The sequence below is a fragment of the Serratia proteamaculans genome, assembly GCF_949794035.1.
In the GTDB taxonomy this organism is placed as follows: domain Bacteria; phylum Pseudomonadota; class Gammaproteobacteria; order Enterobacterales; family Enterobacteriaceae; genus Serratia; species Serratia proteamaculans.
On sequence record NZ_OX461105.1, the window covers coordinates 2,330,388 to 2,346,495 of the forward strand.

General features: G+C 55.2%; 15 protein-coding genes. 11 read left to right on the top strand and 4 right to left on the bottom strand.

Annotated features, from left to right (window positions below; translation table 11 throughout):
• The first annotated feature begins 268 nt into the window (after positions 1-268).
• From arnB to QOT07_RS11025, 11 genes are all read left to right on the top strand, one after another.
• Complete coding sequence (gene arnB / locus QOT07_RS10975) at positions 269-1,423, top strand: UDP-4-amino-4-deoxy-L-arabinose aminotransferase (protein WP_099065540.1); 1,155 nt, start codon at positions 269-271, stop codon at positions 1,421-1,423.
• Positions 1,410-2,390 carry an undecaprenyl-phosphate 4-deoxy-4-formamido-L-arabinose transferase gene (gene arnC / locus QOT07_RS10980; protein WP_099065541.1) on the top strand — a complete coding sequence of 327 codons (981 nt, stop codon included), beginning with the start codon at positions 1,410-1,412 and terminating at the stop codon, positions 2,388-2,390. The genes arnB and arnC overlap by 14 nt, the downstream gene beginning before the upstream one ends.
• On the top strand, positions 2,390-4,372 hold the full coding sequence (gene arnA / locus QOT07_RS10985; protein WP_283603099.1) for a bifunctional UDP-4-amino-4-deoxy-L-arabinose formyltransferase/UDP-glucuronic acid oxidase ArnA: 1,983 nt from the start codon (positions 2,390-2,392) through the stop codon (positions 4,370-4,372). The genes arnC and arnA overlap by 1 nt, the downstream gene beginning before the upstream one ends.
• Complete coding sequence (gene arnD / locus QOT07_RS10990; RefSeq protein ID WP_283603101.1) at positions 4,369-5,274, top strand: 4-deoxy-4-formamido-L-arabinose-phosphoundecaprenol deformylase; 906 nt, start codon at positions 4,369-4,371, stop codon at positions 5,272-5,274. Before arnA ends, arnD begins: the two co-directional genes overlap by 4 nt.
• Positions 5,271-6,938 carry a lipid IV(A) 4-amino-4-deoxy-L-arabinosyltransferase gene (arnT, locus tag QOT07_RS10995; RefSeq protein WP_283603102.1) on the top strand — a complete coding sequence of 556 codons (1,668 nt, stop codon included), beginning with the start codon at positions 5,271-5,273 and terminating at the stop codon, positions 6,936-6,938. The genes arnD and arnT overlap by 4 nt, the downstream gene beginning before the upstream one ends.
• A complete protein-coding gene (gene arnE, locus QOT07_RS11000; RefSeq protein WP_099065545.1) occupies positions 6,935-7,282 on the top strand; it encodes a 4-amino-4-deoxy-L-arabinose-phosphoundecaprenol flippase subunit ArnE in 348 nt (115 codons plus the stop codon). Before arnT ends, arnE begins: the two co-directional genes overlap by 4 nt.
• Entirely contained in the window at positions 7,279-7,671 is a 393-nt protein-coding gene (gene arnF / locus QOT07_RS11005) for a 4-amino-4-deoxy-L-arabinose-phosphoundecaprenol flippase subunit ArnF (RefSeq protein ID WP_112347550.1), read from the top strand. The genes arnE and arnF overlap by 4 nt, the downstream gene beginning before the upstream one ends.
• Positions 7,672-7,843: 172 nt before the next feature.
• A complete protein-coding gene (locus tag QOT07_RS11010; RefSeq protein ID WP_099065547.1) occupies positions 7,844-8,308 on the top strand; it encodes an NlpC/P60 family protein in 465 nt (154 codons plus the stop codon).
• A gap of 57 nt (positions 8,309-8,365) precedes the next feature.
• Complete coding sequence (gene lplA, locus QOT07_RS11015) at positions 8,366-9,379, top strand: lipoate--protein ligase (RefSeq protein ID WP_219016042.1); 1,014 nt, start codon at positions 8,366-8,368, stop codon at positions 9,377-9,379.
• A gap of 553 nt (positions 9,380-9,932) precedes the next feature.
• The gene (locus QOT07_RS11020) at positions 9,933-10,670 is read left to right on the top strand and encodes an EAL domain-containing protein (RefSeq protein ID WP_099065549.1); all 738 of its coding nucleotides are present in this window, start codon (positions 9,933-9,935) and stop codon (positions 10,668-10,670) included.
• Positions 10,671-10,922: 252 nt separating this feature from the next.
• On the top strand, positions 10,923-12,365 hold the full coding sequence (locus QOT07_RS11025) for a protein adenylyltransferase SelO (RefSeq protein ID WP_099065550.1): 1,443 nt from the start codon (positions 10,923-10,925) through the stop codon (positions 12,363-12,365).
• 47 nt (positions 12,366-12,412) lie between these two features.
• On the opposite strand, the gene QOT07_RS11030 is transcribed toward QOT07_RS11025, so the two are convergent.
• Genes QOT07_RS11030 through QOT07_RS11045 form a run of 4 tightly spaced genes read right to left on the bottom strand, consistent with a single transcriptional unit; the run spans position 12,413 to position 16,056 of the window.
• Positions 12,413-13,198 (bottom strand): heme ABC transporter ATP-binding protein, encoded by a 786-nt coding sequence (locus QOT07_RS11030; RefSeq protein ID WP_283603103.1) that lies wholly within the window; start codon positions 13,196-13,198, stop codon positions 12,413-12,415.
• The gene (locus tag QOT07_RS11035; protein ID WP_099065552.1) at positions 13,191-14,195 is read right to left on the bottom strand and encodes a FecCD family ABC transporter permease; all 1,005 of its coding nucleotides are present in this window, start codon (positions 14,193-14,195) and stop codon (positions 13,191-13,193) included. The genes QOT07_RS11030 and QOT07_RS11035 overlap by 8 nt, the downstream gene beginning before the upstream one ends.
• The gene (locus tag QOT07_RS11040) at positions 14,195-15,025 is read right to left on the bottom strand and encodes a heme/hemin ABC transporter substrate-binding protein (RefSeq protein ID WP_283603105.1); all 831 of its coding nucleotides are present in this window, start codon (positions 15,023-15,025) and stop codon (positions 14,195-14,197) included. The genes QOT07_RS11035 and QOT07_RS11040 overlap by 1 nt, the downstream gene beginning before the upstream one ends.
• Positions 15,022-16,056 (bottom strand): hemin-degrading factor, encoded by a 1,035-nt coding sequence (locus QOT07_RS11045; protein ID WP_283603107.1) that lies wholly within the window; start codon positions 16,054-16,056, stop codon positions 15,022-15,024. Before QOT07_RS11045 ends, QOT07_RS11040 begins: the two co-directional genes overlap by 4 nt.
• Between the last annotated feature and the right edge of the window lie 52 nt (positions 16,057-16,108).

Here is a 16,108-nt window from a genome sequence, read left to right on the forward strand (position 1 = left end):
TGCTACGCTAATTTAGTTCAAACATAATAAGTAAATAATTACATATAACTATAACTAATTGATTCTATAATCAATTTAATTTAATGATGATGGCCCCCGCAGATCAGGCAGTTAGCTGATAATTAATCGCACCTTAAGGTTTAGTTAAGCTTGCGGCCGTACATTGGCAGTTAATCCATCAGGAACGATTCTCTCTGGCGTTTAATATTCGTTAAATAAAAGAGATCTACAGTGTCATTAAAGAAATTTGATACGTTTGGGGTTAACTATGGATCAATTTTTACCTTTCTCACGCCCGGCGATTGGCGATGAAGAAATCGCGGCGGTAGAAAAGGTATTGCGCTCAGGTTGGATCACCACCGGGCCGCAAAATCAGCAGTTGGAAAGTGAGTTCTGCGCCACCTTCGGTTGTAAACACGCCATTGCCGTCTGTTCCGCTACTGCGGGTATGCATATTACCCTGATGGCACTGAACATTGGCCCGGGTGACGAAGTGATCACCCCTTCACAAACCTGGGTTTCTACCCTCAACATGATCGAATTGCTTGGCGCAACGCCGGTGATGATTGACGTTGACCGTGATACGTTGATGGTCAGCGCCAGCGATGTTGAAGCCGCTATCACTGCCAAAACCAAAGCCATTGTCCCGGTGCATTATGCTGGCGCACCGCTGCAGATGGATGCATTGCGTGAAGTGGCTACACGTCACAACCTTCCCCTGATTGAAGATGCTGCTCATGCGGTAGGCTCCCGTTACAACGGTGAGTGGGTGGGCGCGCGCGGCACGGCAATTTTCTCATTCCACGCGATTAAAAACCTGACCTGTGCCGAAGGCGGCCTGATTGCTACCGACGACGACGAACTGGCCGATCGCCTGCGTTGTCTGAAGTTCCATGGCCTGGCCGTTGATGCCTTTGACCGCCAGCAACTGGGGCGTAAGCCGCAGGCCGAAGTGGTGGAGCCAGGCTACAAATACAATCTCTCCGATATCCATGCGGCCATCGCCGTGGTGCAACTGGGCCGTCTGCCGCAGCTTAACGCTCGCCGCAAGGTGCTGGCTGAGCGTTACCTCCGCGCTCTGGAAGGGTCACCTTTCCTGCCGCTGGGGCTGCCTGATTACCCGCACGACCATGCCTGGCATCTGTTTATGGTACGCGTCGACGCCGAACGCTGTGGCATCGATCGTGACCAACTGATGGAGCGCCTGAAAGAAGTGGGCATCGGTACCGGCCTGCATTTCCGCGCCGCCCATACCCAGAAATATTACCGTGAGCGCTATCCGCAGTTGTCCTTGCCCAATACCGAATGGAACTCGGCGCGCCTGTGCACCTTGCCGCTGTTCCCTGATATGACCGACGCCGATGTTGATCGCGTGGTTAAAGCCTTGTCTTCTGTTGTGGAGTCGCTACGTGTCTCGCGTTGAACCGATAAAAAAAGTTTCGGTGGTGATCCCGGTATACAACGAGCAGGAAAGTTTGCCTGCCTTACTTGAACGTACCACCGCCGCCTGTAAAAAACTGACCCAAGCTTATGAAATTATCCTGGTCGATGACGGCAGCAGCGACAATTCTGCCGATATGCTGACCGCCGCCGCCGAACAGCCGGGTAGTTGTGTGATTGCCGTGTTGCTGAACCGCAATTATGGCCAGCACTCGGCAATCATGGCGGGCTTCAATCAGGTGAGCGGCGATCTGGTGATTACGCTGGATGCCGATTTACAAAACCCGCCGGAAGAGATCCCCCGTCTGGTCCAGGTGGCGGAAGAGGGTTATGACGTGGTGGGTACCGTACGTGCCAATCGTCAGGACTCCTGGTTCCGTAAAAGCGCCTCGCGCATCATTAATATGATGATCCAACGCGCCACCGGTAAATCGATGGGGGATTACGGCTGCATGTTGCGCGCCTACCGTCGTCACATTATTGAGGCGATGCTGAACTGCCACGAGCGCAGCACCTTTATTCCGATCCTGGCGAATACCTTCGCCCGCCGCACCACTGAAATTGACGTGCTGCACGCCGAACGTGAGTTTGGTGATTCCAAATACAGCCTGATGAAGCTGATTAATCTGATGTATGACCTGATCACCTGCCTGACCACGACGCCGTTGCGTTTGCTCAGCGTGGTGGGCAGCGTGGTGGCGCTTTCCGGCTTTGTGCTGGCGGTGCTGTTGATCGCCCTGCGTTTGATTATGGGGCCTGAATGGTCGGGCGGCGGGGTGTTCACCCTGTTTGCCGTGTTATTCACTTTTATCGGTGCCCAGTTTGTCGGCATGGGCCTGTTGGGAGAGTACATCGGTCGCATCTACACCGACGTGCGTGCTCGTCCCCGTTATTTTGTTCAGAAAGTGGTCGGTGAACAACCGAATCACAATACTCAGGAAGAAGAATAATGAAAGCTATCGTATTTGCTTACCATGATATTGGCTGCGCGGGTCTGAAAGCGCTGACTGACGCGGGCTATGATGTTCAGGCGGTATTCACGCATACCGACGATCCTGGTGAGAACAACTTTTTCTCCTCTGTGGCCCGCCTGGGTGCAGAATTGGAGTTACCGGTCTATGCGCCGGAAGACGTTAACCATCCGCTGTGGATCGAGCGTATTCGCCAGATGCAGCCGGACGTTATCTTCTCATTCTATTACCGTAACCTGCTGAGCGAAGAGCTGCTGTCTCTGGCACCGAAAGGCGGCTTTAACCTGCATGGCTCACTGCTGCCGCGCTACCGTGGTCGTGCACCGGTGAACTGGGCGCTGGTAAATGGCGAAACCGAAACCGGTGCTACGCTGCATAAAATGGTCAAACGCCCGGATGCCGGCGATATTGTTGGCCAGCAAAAAGTGGCGATTGCCGCAGACGATACCGCGCTGACGCTGCACAAAAAAGTGCTGGAAGCGGCGCAGGTGTTGCTGAAGCAGGAACTGCCAAAGCTGAAAAACGGCACCGCCTCTTTCACGGCGCAAAACGAAGTCGATGCCAGCTATTTTGGTCGTCGTACCGCGGCTGACGGTGAAATCCTGTGGCATAAATCCGCGCAGGAAATTAACAACCTGATCCGCGCAGTGACCGAACCTTACCCTGGGGCTTTCAGCTACCTGGGTCAGCGTAAACTGATCGTCTGGCGCGCTCGTGTGCTGGATACCCAGCATGACAAGCAGCCGGGTACCGTGCTCAGCACTTCTCCGCTGATCATTGCCTGTGGTGAAGGTGCACTGGAAATTGTTGCCGGCCAAAACGATGTAGGCCTGTATGTGCAAGGCAGCCGTCTGGCGCAGGAAATGGGCATCGTTACCGATGTCCGTTTGGCCGCTAAACCTAACGCAGTGATGAAACGCAGAACCTGCGTACTGATCCTCGGTGTGAATGGCTTTATCGGTAACCACCTGACCGAACGCCTGCTGCGCGATGATCGTTACGATATCTACGGTCTGGATATTGGCTCTGATGCCATCAGCCGTTTCCTGGGTAACCCGCGCTTCCACTTTGTGGAAGGGGATATCAGCATTCACTCCGAGTGGATCGAGTATCACATCAAGAAATGCGACGTGATCCTGCCGCTGGTGGCTATTGCCACGCCGATCGAATACACCCGCAACCCACTGCGCGTGTTCGAGCTGGATTTCGAAGAAAACCTGAAAATCGTTCGCGACTGTGTGAAATACAACAAGCGCATTATCTTCCCGTCCACTTCTGAAGTGTACGGCATGTGTGATGACAAGGAGTTCGACGAAGATCACTCACGCCTGATCGTCGGGCCGATCAACAAACAGCGCTGGATTTACTCGGTGTCCAAGCAGTTGCTGGACCGGGTGATCTGGGCCTACGGTGCCAAGGAAGGGCTGAAGTTTACCCTGTTCCGTCCGTTTAACTGGATGGGCCCACGTCTGGATAACCTGGACGCCGCGCGTATCGGTTCTTCCCGTGCCATCACCCAGCTGATCCTCAACCTGGTGGAAGGCTCGCCGATCAAACTGATGGACGGTGGGGCGCAAAAACGCTGCTTTACCGATATCAACGACGGTATCGAGGCGCTGTTCCGCATTATCGAAAACCGTGACGGCCTGTGCGATGGCCAGATCGTCAACATCGGTAACCCGACCAACGAGGCCAGCATCCGTGAACTGGCGGAAATGCTGCTCGAAAGCTTCAATAACCATCCGCTGCGCGATCGCTTCCCGCCGTTTGCCGGCTTTAAGGATGTTGAAAGCAGTAGCTACTACGGCAAAGGTTATCAGGACGTCGAGCACCGTACGCCAAGCATCAAGAATGCCCGCCGCCTGCTGGATTGGCAGCCGACCATCGCGATGCAGCAAACCGTTGCCGACACGCTGGATTACTTCCTGCGCACTACCGTTCAGGAAGGCGATGGTGCATGAAGAAAGTCGGTCTGCGAGTTGATGTAGATACCTTCAGCGGTACCCGGGAAGGGGTGCCGCAGTTGCTGGAGCTGTTTGACAAGTACAATATTCAGGCCAGTTTCTTCTTCAGCGTAGGACCGGACAATATGGGGCGCCATCTGTGGCGCCTTTTGCGTCCGAAATTCCTGTGGAAAATGCTGCGCTCGAATGCCGCATCGCTGTATGGCTGGGATATTCTGCTGGCCGGCACCGCCTGGCCGGGGCGCAATATTTCCCGCACTCTGGGGCCGTTGATGAAGCTCACTGCGCAGGCCGGGCATGAGGTAGGGCTGCACGCCTGGGATCATCAGGGGTGGCAGGCCAAGGTCAGCCGGTGGTCTGAGGCGCAGCTGACGCAACAGGTTCAGCTTGGGGTGGATGCGTTGTCAGCCAGTACCGGCCAGCCGGTCAAATGCTCGGCGGTTGCCGGTTGGCGTGCCGATACGCGGGTGTTGGAGGTGAAGCAGCGTTTTGGTTTTCACTACAACAGCGACTGTCGTGGTACCCATCCTTTCCGTCCGCTGTTAAGCGATGGTCGTCTGGGCACCGTGCAGATCCCGGTCACGTTACCCACCTTTGATGAGGTGATTGGCAGTGAGGTCAGTATGGCTGACTTCAACGATTACATTCTGCGGGCGATTGAAAACGATCGCGGCGTGCCGGTGTACACCATTCACACAGAAGTGGAAGGGATGTCACAGGCCGCTATGTTTGAACAGTTACTGCAACGTGCGCAACGGCAGGGCATAGAATTCTGCCCGTTAAGCGCTTTGTTGCCTCAAGATTTGGCGTCATTGCCATTGGGCCGCGTCGAGCGTGCTCCTTTCCCTGGCCGCGAAGGTTGGCTGGGTTGTCAAACCGATGTGAAGGACGATTCATGAAGGCGCTAAAAGGATCCTGGGCCATCTTGTTGGCCATTTTTTTTGCTCTGGTTTACCTGATCCCACTTAACGGTCGCCTGCTGTGGCAACCGGACGAAACTCGCTACGCCGAGATTAGCCGAGAAATGCTGCAACGCGGCGACTGGGTGGTGCCGAACTTGCTTGGCCTGCGCTATTTCGAAAAACCGGTCGCCGGTTATTGGATCAACAACATCAGCCAATGGCTGTTTGGTGATACCAACTTTGCGGTGCGCTTTGGTTCGGTATTCAGCACCGGCATGACGGCGCTGCTGGTGTTTGCACTGGCGATGCTGATGTGGCGCAATGCCAACCGTGCCTGCCTGGCGGTGCTGATTTTCCTGTCGATGGTGCTGGTGTTCAGCATCGGCACCTACAGCGTATTGGACCCGATGATCTCGTTGTGGTTGGCCGCTGCGATGGTCAGCTATTACCTGACGCTGAAAGCCACCACGGCCAAAGGCAAACTGGGCGGCTACGTGCTGTTGGGGCTGGCCTGCGGTATGGGCTTTATGACCAAGGGATTTCTGGCGCTGGCGGTGCCGGTGATTGCGGTGATCCCGATTGTTATTCAGCAGCGACGCATCAAGGACCTGCTGATCTACGGCCCGGTAGCGATCCTGGTGGCGGTGCTGCTGAGTTTGCCGTGGGCGCTCGCCATCGCACAACGTGAGCCGGATTTCTGGAACTACTTCTTCTGGGTGGAGCACATTCAACGTTTCGCCGAGGATAATGCACAACACAAAGAGCCGTTCTGGTATTACATCCCGATTCTGATGGCGGCGGTATTGCCATGGTTGGCACTGTTGCCGGGCGCATTGGTGAAGGGCTGGCGTGAGCGCGTGCAACGGCCGGAGTTATTTTTCCTGCTGAGTTGGGTGGTGATGCCACTGATCTTCTTTAGCATTGCCAAGGGTAAGCTACCGACTTATATCTTGCCGTGCATGGCACCGTTGGCATTGCTGATGGCGGTTTACGCCGAGGATTATGCGACGGCGCTGCGCAGCAAGGTATTCAAGGTTAACGCAGTATTAAATGGCCTGTTTGGTCTGATCGGCGTGGTGGCACTGTTGGTTATTGGCGCAGGGTTGCTACCAAAGGTGCACTTGTTTAGCTCGCAGGAATGGCCGAAAATTGTTATCGGTATTATCGCCTTTGCCGGCTGGTTGTTGTTTGCCGTGGTCTCGGTGCGTAATCATGGGCAGCGTTGGCGCTGGGCGGCGGCTTGTCCGTTGTTGCTGTGTTTGCTGATCGGTTACGCTATCCCACAACAGGTGACCGACTCCAAACTGCCGCAAAACTTTATTCGGGTGAATATGGCCGAGTTAAATCACAGTCGCTATGTGCTGACCGACAGCGTGGGTGTCGCCGCAGGGTTGGCCTGGGAATTGAAACGCAGCGACGTATTGATGTTTAACCAGAAGGGGGAAGTGTCCTATGGTTTGGACTATCCGGATGCTCGTAGCCATTTCATCAGCGACGGCGATTTCCCGCAGTGGCTGGCCCAGGCACGCAAACAGGGGGATGTCTCACTGGTATTGCAGTTGTCGCGTGGCGAAAGTATCGATCAGCAGGACTTGCCGGCAGCGGATAAGGTGCAAGTGATGAACCGTCTGGTCTTGTTCTGGTACTCTCAGCAGCCATGATTATCGGCTATTTGTTGGTGATTGTGGTCAGCCTGCTCACCTGTGGTGGGCAGCTGTGCCAGAAACAGGCGGCCCAGAGCTGGCAGTTACCCCCCGACGTCAGACGTGGGGTAACGCTGCGTTGGTTGGCGCTGGCCGTATTGCTGTTGGGGCTGGGCATGGCGGTGTGGCTCAATGTGCTGCAGCGTTTGCCTCTTAGCCTGGCATACCCGACGCTCAGCATAAATTTTGTGCTGGTGACGCTCGCTGCCCGTTGGCTGTTTAAAGAACCCACTACCGCACGTCACTGGTGTGGAGTGGCTTCGATCATGCTGGGGATCCTGTTGATGAGTATCAATCCATGAGAGGTTACGCCTGGGGCGCGGCCAGCGTGCTGTTGGTCACGTTGGCGCAGTTACTGATGAAGTGGGGCATGGCCCAGATCCCATTGATGTCGTTTGCCGACGTCACGCTTAACCTGTTTATCCAGTACTGGTTGCCCTTACTGACGGTCAGCGGCGGTATTTTCGGCTACGCGTTGTCCATGCTGTGCTGGTTCTTCGCGCTGCACCATTTACCACTTAACCGGGCTTATCCGTTGCTGAGCGTGAGTTATGCGCTGGTGTACCTGGCGGCGGTGATCCTGCCCTGGTTTAACGAATCCGCCACGTTGCTGAAAACGTTGGGTACGCTGTTTATCCTGTTTGGCGTGTGGCTGATTAACAGTCAGGCCAAGGTAAAAACGCCCGAATAGTGCAAAAACCGGCGTCAATTCGATTATCTCCTTCAGCACGCTTGCCTTTTTCCCCCGCTGGGGGATAAATTAGCCCAAAATAGCGCTCACCTTACTTGGTGCCGGTTTTGCCTCGCAGGCGGTAAGCTTACCGGACGGCATGATGCGGCAATCTGTTCAATGAAGGGATATTATGCGGATGCGTATTTGGTTTTTATTAGCCAGTTTAATTCTTGCCGGTTGCAGCAGCCATGCGCCACCGCCAAGCGGCCGATTGTCGGACTCTATCGTGGTTGTCGCACAATTAAATGAGCAACTGCGTCAATGGTACGGTGCTCCCTATCGCTATGGCGGCTTGGATCGCGGCGGCGTCGACTGTTCCGGATTCGTTTATCGCACCTTCAGCGATCGTTTCGATATGCAATTGCCACGTTCCACGGAGGCGCAAACCTCGCTGGGGACTAAAGTGTCGCGCGATGAGTTAATGCCCGGCGACCTGGTGTTTTTCAAAACCGGTGGCGGTGAGAACGGTTTGCATGTGGGCATTTATGACACCAACGATCAGTTTATCCACGCCTCAACCAGCCGTGGGGTGATGCGTTCTTCACTGAATAACGTCTACTGGAAGAAGGTCTATTGGCAGGCGCGCCGCATTTAGTCTTAACCCTTTGATTTGGTGTATCATGGCGGCATCACGTCCTTAACGGTGACCGCCATGAATAACTTACGCCTACTGATTTCCGATTCCTACGATCCCTGGTTCAATCTGGCTGTGGAAGAGTGTATTTTCCGCGAAATGACCACGCAGAAAATTCTGTTCTTATGGCGTAATGCCGAAACCGTGGTGATTGGCCAGTCACAAAACCCGTGGAAAGAGTGCAACACCCGCCGGATGGAGCAGGACGGTATTCGCCTGGCGCGGCGCAGCAGCGGCGGTGGGGCGGTATTTCACGATCTCGGTAATACCTGTTTTACCTTTATGGCGGGCAAACCCGGTTACGATAAAACCGTCTCCACCGGCATCATTCTGCAAGCGCTGGCTCAACTGGGCATTACGGCCACCGCATCGGGACGCAATGATCTGGTGATTGATACCGCAGAGGGCGTGCGTAAAATTTCCGGCTCGGCCTACCGTGAAACCCAGGATCGAGGATTCCACCATGGCACACTATTGTTGAACGCCGATCTCAACCGTCTGGCGGATTACCTTAATCCGGACCCAAAAAAGTTGCAGGCCAAGGGCATTACTTCGGTGCGGTCGCGGGTTGCCAATCTGGCGGAGTTTAAACCCGATATCAGCCACCAACAGGTGTGCGACGCGGTGACTCAGGCGTTCTTTGAGCACTATGGTGAAACCGCCAAAGCGGAAATCATTTCTCCGGATGTTTACCCGGATCTGCCGGATTTTGCCACTCAGTTCGCCAAACAAAGCAGCTGGGAATGGAATTTCGGTAAGGCACCGGCATTCAGTCATTTGCTGAATGAGCGGTTTGTCTGGGGTGGGGTGGATATCTTCTTTGACGTAGAGAAGGGCTTGATCTGTCGGGCACAGATTTTCACCGACAGTCTCAGTCCGGCGCCGTTGCAACGGTTGGCCGAGATGCTGGTGGGTTGTGCCTATCGCAGTGAGACGCTGGCTAATTGCTGCGACACCTTGATTGCGCAGTTCCCAGAACAGGCCGCTGAATTAACCGAACTACGGCAATGGCTGCTTGAAACGATCAAATAACGTTCGGATCCTGAATGTTCCGGGATGAGGTGACTCATCCCTTTTTTATGCCACGAGTTTGCTCCTTCTTTCCTGACGTTATCCTTTTGTGTAAAAAATGCAGTGAAAACACCGAGGTAGCATAACTTCCCCAAAAAGCAAGGTGAGCATTTTTTTACTGATTCAATGCAAAGAATAACGCGAAGAATTGATGCGTTATTAAATTTAATCAGTTGAGACCACTTCATCGTACATGAGTTCGGGGTGAGGATTTGATATTTATCATCCAATAGGAATTTCTTTAATTAAAACAATGGCGATAAGTCAAATTTTCAGAATTACCCTATTCCATAAGCTAAATATGACTTAAATTCATGCCTGGCACTCTATTTTTTGCCTTAAGCCAAATCGTTTTTGACGCTGCGTTCTGTCTGGTCAATATAGCTTTAATCTATCAATTAAATGATAAATTATCACTGGCTGCATTGATATTTCCGATTAATCCCACAGGGATTGATCGATAAAATATATTGATATACGATGAGATGTTCGCCATTCAGCCTATGGCACTGAAATGAAAATCCAATTCGAAGCTGACTTTATTAGTAGCTATGTTTTTCAACCTGTTTACTCAATGGAGGGCAGGCTGTTGGCGGTGGAAATTTTGAACCGTTTTAATAGTCTGGACGGTGATTTGGCGATGCCGGCTGACATTGGGATCAATTTATTGACCCCCGAGCAAAGGATTGAGTTATTTAATGAGCAATTGAGTTTGGCAGAACAGAACGCCGCCTGGTTTGTCGAGAATGGCGTGCTGTTGACCCTTAATGTTGAAGAATCCCTGGTCGATTTGATTCTCTCTGACGCTCAATTGTGTGAGCGCATCAGACAGTGGTCATTTATTGCCTTTGAAATCAGCGAAGGTTTTCCGAATCTTTCAGCAGGAAAAAACAATGCAAAGATCCGTCAGCTTAGCGAGATGTTCTCACTGTGGCTGGATGACTTTGGTTCCGGCCAGGCGACCCTGACCGCATTGTATGATGGATTATTCGACTACGTGAAAATCGATAAGCGTTTTTACTGGCAGTTGTTTAACCATCAGGGTTATGACGTAGTGTTCGACTCGCTATTAAAGAATATCAATCTGCTGTGCAAGGGGGTGATCGTCGAAGGAATAGAGAAGGAGGAATATTTTAATAAGCTCAGACACGCCGGCGTTTTTGGTCTGCAAGGTTTTTTATGGCCCAGCGTTGGTGTGGATAATCTGGCGGTGTTACGGGTAACGCCCGATGAGTTCAATAACAATAATTGACAGTACTTACTACACACAATGGGGCCAATAATGGACTGGATGATGTTTGCTGTGATTCCTGCGCTGTTATTCATCATGATTTTCTCGCTGATAAAGTATTTTATCTATCAGCGCAAAAGGGCTTTTAAGCCATATCGGCATAAACGTTGAATCATGCGCATCTGTCCTGGTTTCAGGCAGATGCGTTCTCCCTGCATTTCCTCTGTGTTAATCGCCACGCCCAAGCTCTACACTAGGTGGAACGGAGGGCCTATGCCGCAGTTTGAAAACGCTTACCACCAACAGTTAACCGGTTTTTATACCGAATTGAACCCCACGCCGCTGCAGGGCACCCGGCTGCTGTATCACAGCGAGCCGCTGGCCCGAGAACTGGGGTTGGACGAAAGCTGGTTTACCCAGGATAAAACCCCGATTTGGGCGGGTGAAACGCTGCTGCCGGGCATGCGCCCGCTGGCCCAGGTGTACAGTGGCCACCAGTTCGGCGTCTGGGCCGGGCAATTGGGTGACGGTCGCGGCATTCTGCTGGGTGAACAACGACTGGCCGATGGCCGCAGCATGGACTGGCACCTGAAAGGCGCAGGCCTGACGCCGTATTCGCGTATGGGCGACGGCCGTGCGGTCCTGCGCTCGGTGATCCGCGAGTTCCTGGCCTCCGAGGCACTGCATCATCTGGGTATTCCAACTACGCGCGCGCTGACCATCGTCACCAGTGAGCAACCTGTCTACCGTGAACAACCGGAGCGCGGTGCAATGCTATTGCGCGTAGCGGAAAGCCACGTGCGCTTCGGCCATTTTGAACATTTTTACTACCGTAAGCAGCCGGAACAGGTTCAGCAGTTGGCCGATTTTGTTATTGCCCGCCACTGGCCGCAGTTTCAAGATCAGAGTGATGGCTATCTGCAGTGGTTTACCGACGTGGTTGAACGCACCGCGCGGTTGATTGCTCATTGGCAGACCGTTGGTTTTGCTCATGGCGTAATGAACACCGATAACATGTCGATCCTGGGTATTACCATCGACTACGGCCCGTACGGTTTCCTCGACGACTACAAACCCGACTACATCTGCAACCATTCGGATCACCAGGGGCGTTACGCCTATGATAATCAGCCGGCGGTGGCGCTGTGGAACCTCCACCGGCTGGCGCAGACCCTGTCCGGGCTGATGAGTACCGAACAGCTGCAGAACGCGCTGGCGGCCTATGAACCGGCCCTGATGCAGGCTTATGGCGAACAGATGCGTGCCAAGCTCGGTTTCTTCACTCAGTCTTCGCAAGATAACAGCCTGCTGACCGGGTTGTTGAGCCTGATGGCGCAAGAGGGACGAGACTACAGCCGCACCTTCCGTCTGCTGAGCCAGACGGAGCAGCAACAGGCGCAGTCACCGTTGCGGGATGAATTTATTGATCGCGCCGCGTTTGACGGCTGGTACCAGCAGTACCGTCAGCGCTTGCAGCAAGAGCAGGTGAGTGATGCCGAACGGCAACAGGCGATGAAGGCGGTGAACCCGAAGCTGATCCTGCGCAACTATCTGGCGCAACAGGCGATTGAAAGCGCCGAACAGGATGATGTCAGTAAGCTGGCTCGCCTGCATCAGGCATTGCTGACGCCGTTTGCCGACAAACCGGAGTATGACGATCTCGCCGCGTTGCCGCCGGATTGGGGCAAACATCTGGAGATCTCCTGTTCGAGCTGATAGGTGATAGAAGATGACGGGTGCGGCCTGCCGCACCCGCTATAGTTCTATTGACGCAAATACACCTGCGGCAGCGCCACTTCCGGGTGGTGAACCACTCCCAGATCCGCCTGATACCAACGGGTGAGAATATCCGCCTGCAACACTTCCTGCGGCGTGCCCGTAGCGACCAATTGCCCCTGATGCAGCAATAAAATACGGTCCGCGTACAGTGCGGCCAGATTGAGATCGTGCAATACACAGCACACCGCAATTGGCTGTTGCCGCGTCAGCGTGCGCAGCAGCCTCAGCGTATGTTGCTGGTGGTAAAGATCCAGCGCCGAGGTCGGTTCGTCGAGAAACAGCCAGGCCGGAGTGGGCTGCGGTTGCCAAAGCTGTGCCAGCACGCGGGCAAGCTGTACCCGTTGTTGTTCGCCACCGGAAAGTTGCCGATAATCGCGCTGGGCCAATTCGAGACAGTCGGTTTGCGCCATCACTTGCTGCATCGCCTGCTGTGCGTCGCGCTTACCGTGGGGCGCGCGACCCATACTGACCACTTCCTCGACGGTAAAGGGAAAGGCCAGATCGCTGTGCTGGCGCATTACCGCGCGCACTTTCGCCAACTGTTGCGGCTGCCACTGTTCCAGCGGTCGGCCAAGCAACTGGCATTCACCACAGCCCGGCTGAAGATAACCGGTTAACAGACGCAGTAACGTCGACTTGCCCGCGCCGTTCGGCCCGATAATTGCCACCATTTCGCCGCTGGCGATACTGAGTGACACGTCACTGATCAGCCGACGTGAACCCAGGCTGTAGCGTAATTGCTGCGCCGTCAGGCTTGATGAGTTATCCACCCATGCGCTCCCGCTGGCGCATCACCAGCCATAAAAAGTAAGGCCCGCCGATCAGGCTGGTCATCAAGCCGACCGGCATTTCTGCCGGTGCCACCAGGGTGCGCGCCAGCGTATCGCTGACCAACAGCAGACAGGCGCCACCGAGTGCAGAGCAGGGCAGCAGCCAGCGATGGTCGCCACCGAGGCGCATACGTACCAGATGTGGCACCACCAGCCCGATAAAACCAATCACGCCGCTCATCGCCACTGCCGCACCAATCAACAATGCGCTTAACAGCAGCAGTTGCAGCTTGGCCCGCTGAACATTCACCCCCAGGTAGTGCGCCTCTTCATCGCCCAGTTGCAGCAGGTTCAGGCGGCGCGCCTGTAATAGCGTCAGCAGGGTGGCCGGCAGGATCAGCGAGGCGGAAACCACCAACGTTGGCCACTGGGATTGGCTCAGACTGCCCATCATCCACAGTGAAAACTGGCGCAGTTGCTGGTCGCTACTGAGATAAGACAACACGCCAATCGCCGCCATGCACAGGGCGTTGATGGCGATACCTGCCAGCAACAGGCGTGACAGGCTGCCGTGACCGCTGCGGCTGATGCCGTAGATCAACAGCGATACCAACATGCTGCCGAGGAACGCCGCCAGCATATGGCCATACAAAGCGATCACCGGTGGCAGGGCCAGTGGCATAACGATAATCAGCGCAACAAACAGCGCGCCGCCGCTGCTGATACCCAGCAGGCTGGGATCGGCCAATGGGTTACGAAACAACCCTTGCATCACGGCACCAGACACCGCCAACGCACAGCCTATCACCACCGCCAGCAGTACGCGCGGCAGGCGGATGTTCAGCCAAATATGCCAGGCTGTGTCGCTAAAGGGCTGTTGCCACAGGGTGCGGAACGACAGTGTCAGCGCACCCAGATTGGCGGCGCCCAGCGCCAACAACATCAGCAGCACCAGCAGACCGGTGATTGCCAGACGGGGGGAGGTGCGACTGCGCATTACTTTTGCTCCGCCGCATGACGCAGTGCGGCCAGCGCGGCCGGAGTTTCCAGCCCAAAGCCCAGCAACGCCATATCGTCAACCACCAGTACGCGCTGCTGTTTGCCCGCCGGGGTGAGTGCGATACCCGGCAATTTCCACAGCTGCTGCGGGCCGCCGAGAGTTTTCATGCCGTCAGTAGTGATCAACAGCAGGTCGGGCGCGCTGGCGATCACGCCTTCCTGCGACAGTGGGCGATAGCGGCTGAACCCTTGCATGGCATTCTTCAGACCCGCCGCGGTAATGATCGCATCGGCGGCGGTATGTTGCCCGGCGGCCATCGGTGTAAGACCGCCGTGACTCATGACGAACAATACCCTGACCGGCAGCGCATCGGTTTTCACTGCCGCCAGTTGCTGCTGGTAGCGGGTGCTTAACTGCTTCCCCTGGTCGACTCGCTGTAACGCATTGGCGATCACGCCGATTTTTTCCGGCACGCTCTGCAAGGTAGTATCGCCGGGAATGCGCACCACTTTAACGCCGCTTTCTTCCAGCTGTTTGAGCACCAGCGCCGGTTCGGCCAACTCGGTGGTCAGCACCAACGTGGGTTTCAGCGCCAGAATACCTTCGGCATTGAGCTGGCGCATGTAACCGACATCCGGCAACTTTTTAACCGCTTGCGGCTGCAGGCTGGTGCTGTCTCGTGCTATCACTTCATCGCCCGCGCCCAGAGCGAAGGCAATTTCGGTGACGTCACCGCCTATCGAGACAATACGTTCCGCCGCCGCAGCGGTGAACGGCAACGCCAGCGTTATGCAAAACGCCAGACGACGGGTCAATGAGGGTTTCATGCGGCAATGTCCTTGGGTTCAAGCGCGGCGACCTGCTCACGCCACTGGGTTTGTTCCGGCTGCCCTTCGGTGCGTTGGCCATAGAGCTGGGCGATCTGTGTGCCGTCGGCGGCGAACAGTTCCAGGCTGGTGACAAAGCCGTCTTTGGTCGGCTTGCGGGTGATCCAGCTTTCGGCGATCGCGTCTTCGATCAGGTGCAGGGTGAAACGGCGGTTAAACACGTTGATCCAGCCTTCCTGCGGCATCAGACGTTCAATCTGGCCGGTGAAGATCTGCACGCAGCCGCGGTTGCCGACAAAAATCATGATCTCGTTCTGCAGGCCCATCGCGGCGTTAAGCAATTGGTTCAGGGCGCTGTTATCGACCCGATAGGCCAAATCGTTACCGACGGCGCGGAAGGCTTGCTGACGCGTCAGTTTATTGCGGCCCAGCAACTGGAAGAACTGGTGAACGTCGGTCATTGCACGCCATTCCTGGTCGATCTTGTCGGCATCCGGCGATGTAGTATTGACCGTGGCGTCTGCCGGTTGCAGCGCCAGCTCTGGGTTTTCTGCGTTCAGGTGGCGTTCAACCAGCGCCATCCAGGCCGGCAGATCGGTTTCATCGGTGGTGTACACCTTATGCAGTGCGTCACCCTGATGATCGAAGAACTGAATGCTGTGACGTACGCCGCGCTTATTGGTTTCGCTCATGGCGAAAGCGCTGGCCCACTGATTGAGGAACAGGCGCAGATCCAGCTCACGCGGATTGAGGATCAGCCCGGCGTGGCCGTTCAGGTGCTGGTTGCGGTAACGGCCCATTTGCTCGTGCACCGCGTAGCTGTTGCGGGTGATGGATTTGGTCACGCCAACCTGCTCAAGTTCGGTCAGCAGGGTACGGGCGTCTGCCTGCAGGCGACGGGTATCCTGACCGACGCGGGCATGGGTCAGTTCCGCTTCGCTGACGCCAAGCAGCTCAGCCAGATCGCGCGCATATTTGCCCGGGTTATCGATTTTTGCCTGTTGGTAGCGTGCGTATAGGGTATTGCTCATAGGGTGTTCTCCTGCGTGAGGTTCAATCGACGGGCAATCAGCTTGCCCGCCG

Bases quoted from the DNA above. Each gene is read 5' to 3' on its own strand.
- lplA (WP_219016042.1), top strand. From the start codon at position 8,366: ATGAATAACTTACGCCTACTGATTTCCGATTCCTACGATCCCTGGTTC.
- arnD (WP_283603101.1), top strand. From the start codon at position 4,369: ATGAAGAAAGTCGGTCTGCGAGTTGATGTAGATACCTTCAGCGGTACC.
- QOT07_RS11025 (WP_099065550.1), top strand. From the start codon at position 10,923: ATGCCGCAGTTTGAAAACGCTTACCACCAACAGTTAACCGGTTTTTAT.
- QOT07_RS11010 (WP_099065547.1), top strand. From the start codon at position 7,844: ATGCGGATGCGTATTTGGTTTTTATTAGCCAGTTTAATTCTTGCCGGT.
- arnF (WP_112347550.1), top strand. From the start codon at position 7,279: ATGAGAGGTTACGCCTGGGGCGCGGCCAGCGTGCTGTTGGTCACGTTG.
- QOT07_RS11020 (WP_099065549.1), top strand. From the start codon at position 9,933: ATGAAAATCCAATTCGAAGCTGACTTTATTAGTAGCTATGTTTTTCAA.
- arnB (WP_099065540.1), top strand. From the start codon at position 269: ATGGATCAATTTTTACCTTTCTCACGCCCGGCGATTGGCGATGAAGAA.
- QOT07_RS11035 (WP_099065552.1), bottom strand. From the start codon at position 14,195: ATGCGCAGTCGCACCTCCCCCCGTCTGGCAATCACCGGTCTGCTGGTG.
- QOT07_RS11040 (WP_283603105.1), bottom strand. From the start codon at position 15,025: ATGAAACCCTCATTGACCCGTCGTCTGGCGTTTTGCATAACGCTGGCG.
- arnA (WP_283603099.1), top strand. From the start codon at position 2,390: ATGAAAGCTATCGTATTTGCTTACCATGATATTGGCTGCGCGGGTCTG.
- arnT (WP_283603102.1), top strand. From the start codon at position 5,271: ATGAAGGCGCTAAAAGGATCCTGGGCCATCTTGTTGGCCATTTTTTTT.
- QOT07_RS11045 (WP_283603107.1), bottom strand. From the start codon at position 16,056: ATGAGCAATACCCTATACGCACGCTACCAACAGGCAAAAATCGATAAC.
- arnE (WP_099065545.1), top strand. From the start codon at position 6,935: ATGATTATCGGCTATTTGTTGGTGATTGTGGTCAGCCTGCTCACCTGT.